10 protein-coding genes are annotated in these 8374 nt (G+C 50.8%); all 10 read right to left on the minus strand.

What is annotated here, in order from left to right:
• A partial coding sequence (locus B4H10_RS08120; protein WP_292018609.1) for a hypothetical protein occupies nucleotides 1-1302 on the minus strand: 1302 nt, incomplete at its 3' end.
• Between the two features lie 208 nt (nucleotides 1303-1510).
• Nucleotides 1511-2575 carry a flavodoxin-dependent (E)-4-hydroxy-3-methylbut-2-enyl-diphosphate synthase gene (gene ispG / locus B4H10_RS08125; RefSeq protein ID WP_292018610.1) on the minus strand — a complete coding sequence of 355 codons (1065 nt, stop codon included), beginning with the start codon at nucleotides 2573-2575 and terminating at the stop codon, nucleotides 1511-1513.
• A 9-nt stretch (nucleotides 2576-2584) separates the two neighbouring features.
• Complete coding sequence (gene rseP / locus B4H10_RS08130) at nucleotides 2585-3613, minus strand: RIP metalloprotease RseP (RefSeq protein ID WP_059075915.1); 1029 nt, start codon at nucleotides 3611-3613, stop codon at nucleotides 2585-2587.
• A gap of 44 nt (nucleotides 3614-3657) precedes the next feature.
• Nucleotides 3658-4485, minus strand: a complete 828-nt coding sequence (locus tag B4H10_RS08135; RefSeq protein ID WP_150824790.1) for a phosphatidate cytidylyltransferase — start codon at nucleotides 4483-4485, stop codon at nucleotides 3658-3660.
• Nucleotides 4486-4501: 16 nt separating this feature from the next.
• Nucleotides 4502-5284, minus strand: coding sequence for an isoprenyl transferase (locus tag B4H10_RS08140; RefSeq protein WP_292018611.1), 783 nt, complete (start codon nucleotides 5282-5284; stop codon nucleotides 4502-4504).
• A gap of 3 nt (nucleotides 5285-5287) precedes the next feature.
• Complete coding sequence (locus tag B4H10_RS08145; RefSeq protein WP_083237030.1) at nucleotides 5288-5527, minus strand: hypothetical protein; 240 nt, start codon at nucleotides 5525-5527, stop codon at nucleotides 5288-5290.
• Nucleotides 5524-6084 (minus strand): ribosome recycling factor, encoded by a 561-nt coding sequence (gene frr, locus B4H10_RS08150; RefSeq protein ID WP_059075913.1) that lies wholly within the window; start codon nucleotides 6082-6084, stop codon nucleotides 5524-5526. The genes B4H10_RS08145 and frr overlap by 4 nt, the downstream gene beginning before the upstream one ends.
• A gap of 76 nt (nucleotides 6085-6160) precedes the next feature.
• On the minus strand, nucleotides 6161-6883 hold the full coding sequence (gene pyrH, locus B4H10_RS08155) for a UMP kinase (RefSeq protein WP_072235718.1): 723 nt from the start codon (nucleotides 6881-6883) through the stop codon (nucleotides 6161-6163).
• Nucleotides 6884-6953: 70 nt separating this feature from the next.
• Nucleotides 6954-7601, minus strand: a complete 648-nt coding sequence (gene tsf / locus B4H10_RS08160; protein ID WP_059075912.1) for a translation elongation factor Ts — start codon at nucleotides 7599-7601, stop codon at nucleotides 6954-6956.
• A 144-nt stretch (nucleotides 7602-7745) separates the two neighbouring features.
• A partial coding sequence (gene rpsB / locus B4H10_RS08165; protein WP_292018612.1) for a 30S ribosomal protein S2 occupies nucleotides 7746-8374 on the minus strand: 629 nt, incomplete at its 5' end.

Genomic DNA, 8374 nt, shown 5'->3' on the forward strand with positions numbered 1-8374 from the left:
TTCCCATTTCGCATACCGGTTACACAGCCGCCTGGTATGGCCGTTCTGCAGGACCTGTGCAATATCGCGGAGGACCCGTACTTTCTTTTCTGTCATGAACGAGTCGTACTGGCGGGATCGCATCACCTGCTTCAACTGGCTGGCCGCTTCTTCGTAACGCCCTTGTGTAATCGCCTGGCGGATGAGGATGAGCGTTTTAAGCCCCGGCGGGAAAGACAACTTGCGCAGATACGCAAGCCATGGCGGCACGCCAAGACGATGGCGGGACGAATGATGATAGAGGCGGAACAATGCTGCATACATATGCATATAGCCGGAAACGGACAGGTGCAGCTGCCGGCGCCGGTAATCAATATCACAGGCATAGGTATAGTATCGTTCCGCCCGGCGCAGCGCATCTTCCGGCCAGGGACATAGCTGCTGTTCATAGGCGCATTCATACAACTGCCCCATCAGATAAAACCAGTCACAGGCATAGGGAAATTCCGTTCTCGGCCGCCGGGCCAGTTCCTCGATGAGCGGGACATCCCCGTCTAAGCCGCAGTGCCGGCAAATGCGGTTAGCCATGCGCTGGAGCGTGTGGAACCGTCCCAGCTTTTCCACGCGGCAGGATTGGGGCAGCGTGATGCCGAACAAGAGGAACGCCTCCTGGCCCAGCCGGGAATGGGACTGAATCAAAGACAGGCTGGCACGGCAGAAATAATATCCCGCCTTTAAGCGCATCTGCTTTCCTTCCCCGGTCAATTCATCATGAGCACTGTGATCCATGATCCTTTTGTACAGTGCACAGGCCTTTTTCAGCTGCATCTGCCGCCGTGTCCTGACAATGGGAAGATAGATATCGTCTGCTGATTTAAACAAAATCGTAGCATAATGATACATATCAGATACCGTATAGTCTGCCTGCATCAGTTTTTCATAGTACGAAATGGCCTGAATGACCAGGCTCAATTTGTCCGGCCGGTGACAGGCAAAGCCTTTCTTTCCCACCGGGCCATACAAGATATATTCCATATGAGCCTTAAACGCCCGGCCGCGCAGGACCATCACCGATGTACGACATCCTGCCAGCCGTTGTGCCGTATCCAGCGCATAGCCCGCCATATACATATACCAGTCATAACAAGGCCCCTGAATCGCTGCCATGACGTAAATCTCTGCCAACTGGCACAACCGTTCCGGTGAGTCGAGCAATACTTCTGGGATACTATTCCGCGCTTCCATCGCCGCCAGGGTCAATTCCCATGTTTTGTGTGACTTTGCCGTATTGAGTTGATGGATGATTTCTTTTTTCTCTTTCACGTCTCAATCCTCCCTTGTATCAGGTCTGTCTGATTCATACCTAATAGTATGGATGGGAAAGATTAAAACAATATTAAAGTAGTCTTAAAATACAGTAAGAATGTGATTAAAAATATATTAAAAAAAGTTACATAATCTGTAATTATTATTGATGACACAAAAAAAGCACTGTCAATCAGCTATAATCTGTCTGTCAGTGCTTCTCTTGTTACGACGATATAGATTTGTTAATTTCTTCCAGCAGGGCATCTACCAGTTTATCTTCTGGCACAGTCCTTAGTACCTGTCCGTGGGAAAAGATGATTCCCTTTCCGTTTCCGCCGGCAATGCCGAAATCAGCCTCACGCGCCTCGCCGGGGCCGTTGACGACACAGCCCATGACGGCGATTTTCAGAGGGACCGTAATCCCTGTCAGAGCCGCTTCGACCTCTTTTGCCAGTTCGATGAGGTGGACCTGGGTCCGGCCACACGTCGGACAGGAAATGAGGACCGGTCCGAACTGGCGCAGGCCGAGGGCGCTCAGGATATCCTGGCCCACCTTAATTTCTTCAGCCGGATCGTCCGTGAGGGAAACGCGTATCGTATCTCCGATTCCTTTAAAAAGAAGAGTCCCGATGCCGATGGCCGATTTAATCGTACCGACGCGGGCCAGCCCCGCTTCGGTAACGCCAAGGTGAAACGCATAGGGAACCTTTTCTGCCAGCTTTTCATAAGCTTCGATCATGAGCGGCACCTGGGAGGATTTGAGAGAAATCACCATATTCCGGTAATCCATCTTTTCCAGGATGCGTATATGGCGCAGCGCCCCTTCTACCATGCCGTCGGCAGTAGGATGACCGCCATACTCCTGTAATATATCTTCCGGAAGAGAGCCGCTGTTGATGCCGATGCGGATGGGAATACCCGAGGGGCGCACCTTTTCCACGACTTTGACGACGTGTTCATCGGCACCGATATTGCCGGGGTTGATCCGCAATGCCTGCACGCCGCTTTCTACAGACAGGAGTGCCAGGCGATAATCGAAATGAATGTCCGCCACAAGGGGAACGGGCGATGACGCTACGATGTCTTTCAGGGCCAGGGCCGCCGCCTTGTCCGGTACGGCAAAGCGTATGATTTCTGCTCCCAGGCGGGAAAGACGCTGTACGTCGGCAATAGCCCGGTCCGTATCGGCCGGATTGACCGTAGACATGGTCTGCACCGAAACAGGCGCCGTACCGCCGACCGTCACCGTTCCCAGCGTCACCGGACGCGATGTTCTTCGTGTAATCATATACTACCTCTAAATACTAAAACGACTGATGTCCTGTATCATGGCAAATAAAAACAGCGATCCCAGTATGATGATACCGGCAATCTGGATATAATACAGGGCCCGCTTGGGCAGCCGGCGTCCCGTAATGCCTTCGATGATCAGCATGATGATGTATCCCCCATCCAGAAGCGGAATGGGAAGGAGATTGAGGATTCCCAGATTGATGCTGAGAAATGCCGTAAACATGAGCAGATTGACAAAGCCGACGGAGGCTACCTGTCCTGCCAGCTGGGCTACTCCCAGGGGACCTGCCAGGTCAGCCTTTTCGGTGCCGCGGATCATACCATACATCCCCATGGTCATCGTATAGCAGATCTGCCCTGTCCGTTCTATGGCCATGTACGACGATTCAAAAAAGCCATGCTGCCTGCGCGTAACGACGGGAACGACGCCGATGAGTGCCCGCTTCGACTGGGTATCATACGTAGGGACCATGGTCAGATTCACATCTTCCCCGTCCCGGTTGACGACGACCGTGAGGACGTCCCGGCTGTGGTCATTGACAGTACGGGAAATATCCTTCCATTCTCCGATTGGCACGCCGCTGATGCTGACGATACGGTCGCCCGGTTTCATGCCGCCCTGGGCTGCCGCCGAATTTTCCACGATTGATCCAACGACCGGTTCTTTCGAAACGTCGTGCGTACCCACGGTAAACATGACGCCCCATATGATGACGACGGCCAGGACGAAATTCATGAATGCCCCGGCAGCGATGACGATGAGACGGTAACGGACTTTTTTATTCAGGAAGGATTTTTCATTCAATTCTTCCTGTTCTGTCATTCCCTGGATGCGGTTGAACCCGCCCAGGGGGATTGCCCGTAATGAATACAACGTAGATCCATATTGATAGCTATAGATTTTGGGACCAAAGCCGATAGCAAATTCATCTACCTGCATGCCCGACAATTTCGCCGTAATGAAATGGCCGAATTCGTGGACAAACACGATAAGGCTGAAGACAAAAATCGTTGCTGCGATTGTAATACCCAAACTTCATTCACCTTTCGTTCACGGCAGGAACTCTGTCCTGACGCTTATGCTACGAGCATAAGATATGCATACACAGCCGGTGCGGCAAAGAGCAGACTGTCAAAACGGTCTAGGATGCCGCCATGACCGGGGATGATATTCCCCGAATCTTTGATGCCGCAGGTCCGTTTGAGGACCGATTCTACCAGATCTCCCAGAGGAGCCATGATGGCAACAATCAATCCGATAGCCAGGCCGTGAAGAAGTGAAAATTTAAAAATCAAAGAGAAAATCAGTGCTACGACGATTGTGCCGATACACCCGCCCAGTGCGCCTTCCCGGGTCTTTCCCGGACTGATGGATGGGCAGAGCTTATTCTTTCCCACGGCTTTTCCGGCCGCAAAGGCAAAGGTATCGCTCGCCCAGGTGGAAAAGACGAGGAGAAAGACGAAAAAGCGGGCCGGTTCGAGCATGACATTCTGGAACGTACTGGTCAGATACGATGCCAGCATACCGTTCCGGAGAGCCAGCATAGCCAGGAATCCGCCTCCTATATAGAGCAGTCCGTACAGCGAATAAGCACTGTCCGAAAGGGATACCCTCTTGTGGCAGACCACCGTGCGCAGGAGAATCCAGCTCATCATGACGACGCACAGTAAAAAAAGCAGTTTAATCCCGGCAAACCACCAGGCCCCAAATACGGCGGCGAGCCATACGTAGCCGGCATATTCTGTCAGATCAGCTTTGACGGCGTGGAGCATGCGCACGTATTCACGCCAGCCCAGGAGAGCCAGCAGGGTCATCATGATAAAGAAGAGCCAGTTCCCTTCGTAAATAATAAATATCGTCAGGCCTCCGCCTACGATACCCGTAATGATTCGTTTAGCCAACATTGTCTGTCTACCTTCCTTATTTCAAGCCGCCAAACCGGCGTTCCCGGCCCTGGAAAGATAAGATGGCTTCTATGAGAGTGTCCTTCGTAAAATCAGGCCAGCACAGGTCCGTATACCAGAATTCGGCATAGGCTATCTGCCAGAGCAGGAAATTGCTGACCCGCTTGTCCGAACCGGGGCGGATCAAAAGATCCACATCATTTTCCGGAGCCGTATACAGGTAATCAGCCAGCGTATCCTCCGTAATATCGGCCGGGCTGAGAAGGCCTTTCTGGACATCTTCTGCCAAAAGGCGCGCTGCCCGGGCCAGTTCCATGCGCCCGCCGTAGTTGACGGCTACATTGAGTTTAAGGCCCGTATTATCTTTCATTTCTTCTTCGGCCTTGCGGAATGACTCCTGGAGGATTGGATGGAGGCGGCTCATATCGCCAAGGAAATGAAGGCGTACGTTGTGTTCGTCCAGTTCCAGGAGGTTTTTGCTCAGATATTCGTTCATGAGCTTCATAATATACGAAACTTCCGTTTCCGGGCGCTTCCAGTTTTCCGTCGAAAAGGCATATACCGTCAGGACCTGGATTCCCAATTCCCCCGCGGCGATGACGATGCGCTTGAGCGTATCAGCGCCGGCATGATGGCCGTACGTGCGGGGTTTTCCCTGTCGTTTTGCCCAGCGGCCATTGCCATCCATGATGATGGCCACATGGTGAGGAATATTCTGGCGGTCCAGCTGAGCTTCCAGAGAAGCCGACTCTCCTGCACCAGCCTGGCGGCCACTATTTTTAAAAAATGTATCAAACATATCCTATCCTCCATCGTGAAGAGCCTGCTGCACACTGTCACTCGCTTTCAGGCTGTAATTGTACACCAGGTGGACGACGCCGTCTCTTTCTACAGCCCGGATGACATAGATTTCCTGGTCGTCACAAGAGAAATAATGACTCCGCGAGACAGTCTGCTCCAGGACATAGGGGATATTTTTACCCTCTAATACAGATTTGGCATACCATAACGGCATGCCAATGAGAATCCGTATATCCATCATACTTCCATGACTTCTTTAGTCTTTTTATCTTTCAAAGCGTCGATATCTTTGATTTTCTGATCTGTCATTTTCTGGATTTTGGTCTGAGCTTCCTTACTTTCATCTTCCGTTATTTCTTTTTTCTTTTCTGCTTTTTTGAACAGATCATTGCAGTCCCGGCGCAAGTTTCGGATAGCGACTTTAGCTTCTTCGGCGTGTTTGCTTACCTTTTTGCCAAACTCTTTACGCCGTTCTTCCGTCAGCTGCGGGATTTCCAGGCGGATCATCGTTCCGTCGTTATTCGGGTTGAGACCCAGGTCGGATTTCAGGATAGCTTTTTCGATTTCTTTCAGCATGTTCCGTTCCCAGGGAACGATGGTAATCAGCCGCGGTTCCGGAGCCGATACGTTGGCCACCTGTTTGACCGGCGTCTGCGAGCCGTAGTAATCGACCATGACCCGGTCCAGGAGAGACGTGCTGGCACGGCCCGTACGGATAGAAGCCAGATCACGCTTCAGGGCTTCTATGCATTTGTTCATCTTTTCTTCGTGTTGTGTCAATGTATTCTGTACATCCATGAAAATCACTTCCTCATCATATTTTTAGTTAACTATATCATACAGCTTTTATGTCTTTTTGTCTACGCAGGAACGATTATCCTTCTTTATCGACAAGGGTCCCGATTTCTTCCCCGCTGCAGGCAGCGACGATATTTCCCTTCGTGTCAATGTTGAATACGACGATGGGAATATTGTTGTTCATGCACAGCGTCGTCGCCGTCGCATCCATGACGCCCAGCTGTTTCTGGATGACATCGAGGAAAGAAAGGTGGGTGTACATTTTAGCGTCGGGATTAACCTTGGGATCGCTGTCGTATACGCCATCGACGCCATTTTTCGCCATGAGGATGGCATCTGCATCGATTTCAGCTGCACGCAGAGCGGCCGTCGTATCTGTCGAAAAATAGGGATTTCCCGTACCGGCACCGAAGATGACGACACGGCCCTTTTCCATATGGCGGATAGCCCGGCGGCGGATATACGGTTCTGCTACCTGCTGCATAGTAATGGCCGTCTGGACGCGGGTGACAACGCCGTTCTTTTCGATGGCATCCTGCAGGGCCAGGGCATTCATGACCGTTGCCAGCATGCCCATATAGTCGGCCGATACGCGGTCCATGCCTTTGGCTTTGCCAGAAAGGCCGCGCCAGATATTGCCGCCGCCTACGACGATGGCTACCTGGATACCTTTGTTGGCAACTTCAACGACCTGTTTGGAAATGACATCGACCGTAACGGGATCAATGCCGTATCCCTGTGATCCGGCAAGAGCTTCACCGCTCAATTTCAGTACAACACGTTTGTATTTTCTGTTCATAATGGCTCCTCCTGTTAGAAAATAAGAGAACACTGAAAACCGGTGTTCTCTTATAGGAATCGTATTAAACTTATTTAACCTGTGCCATTACTTCAGAAACGAAATCATCACTGCGCTTCTGGAGGCCTTCACCGAGTTCATAACGTGTATAGCGGCGGATATCGATTTTTTCACCAATCTTAGCGATGGCTTCATTGACGACCTGCTGAACCGTCTTGTCGGAATCTTTGATGAATTCCTGATCGAGGAGGCAGTTTTCTTTGTAGAATTTTTCAATCCGGCCGACGATCATCTTTTCAACGATCTTTTCCGGTTTGCCTTCGTTCAGAGCCTGCTGACGGAGAACTTCTTTTTCATGTTCGAGGACATCTGCCGGTACTTCTTCTCTCTTGAGGTAAGCCGGTTTGGCAGCGGCAATCTGCATAGCAATATCTTTGCAGAGGGATTTGAAATTATCTGTCTGGGCAACAAAGTCTGTTTCGCAGTTTACTTCGACGAGGACGCCGATGCGGCCATTGCCATGGATATAAGAATAAACCAACCCTTCAGCAGCGATACGGCTTGCTTTTTTAGCTGCTGCAGCCAGGCCATGTTCACGAAGCAGATCGATTGCTTTTTCCATATCACCGTTGCTTTCGGTCAGTGCCTTTTTGCAGTCCATCATGCCTGCACCCGTTTTTGTTCTTAATTCTTTTACCATTGCTGCTGTAATAGCCATGAGTATTCCTCCTAAACGTGAAATGTAATAATATAGTCAAATATAGTGCGGTATACTACCGGGACAGCCTGTCATGCGGTCTAAAAAGGAGCTGCCTTTGTGCGACAGCTCCTCTTTGCATACCACGCAGGACTGTCCTGGGTATTAGTTTTCTTCAGCTGTTTCTTCTGCTTCTTCTGCCGGAGCTTCTGCTTCAGCGCCTTCTTCGGTCTGTTCACCCTGGTTGCCTTCGAGAACAGCATCAGCAACTTTGCCTGTCAGGAGTTTGACGGCACGGATTGCGTCATCGTTGGCCGGAATCGGATAATCGATGACATCGGGATCGCAGTTCGTGTCTACCGTTGCGATAATGGGGATATTCAGTTTGCGCGCTTCTTTGACAGCGATTTCTTCTTTCTTCGGATCGATGATGAACAGAGCATCAGGCAGCTTCTTCATATCTTTGATGCCGCCGAGGTATTTCTGAAGTTTATCCATTTCATGTTTGAGCAGGGTAACTTCTTTTTTCGGCAATACTTCGAATGTGCCGTCTTCAGCCATCTTTTCCAGGGATTTCAGGCGTTTTACCCGTTTTTCAATCGTCTGGAAGTTGGTGAGCATACCGCCGAGCCAGCGTTCGTTGACATAGAACTGGTTGCAGCGTTCTGCTTCGTTTTTAATGGATTCCTGAGCCTGTTTCTTCGTGCCTACGAAAAGGACTTTGCCGCCTTCTGCAGCGAGGTCGCGGACGAAATTGTAAGCTTCATCCATTTTCTTGACGGTCTTCTGCAGGT

Source organism: Megasphaera sp. UBA4382 (assembly GCF_002391155.1).
In the GTDB taxonomy this organism is placed as follows: Bacteria; Bacillota; Negativicutes; order Veillonellales; family Megasphaeraceae; genus Megasphaera; species Megasphaera hexanoica.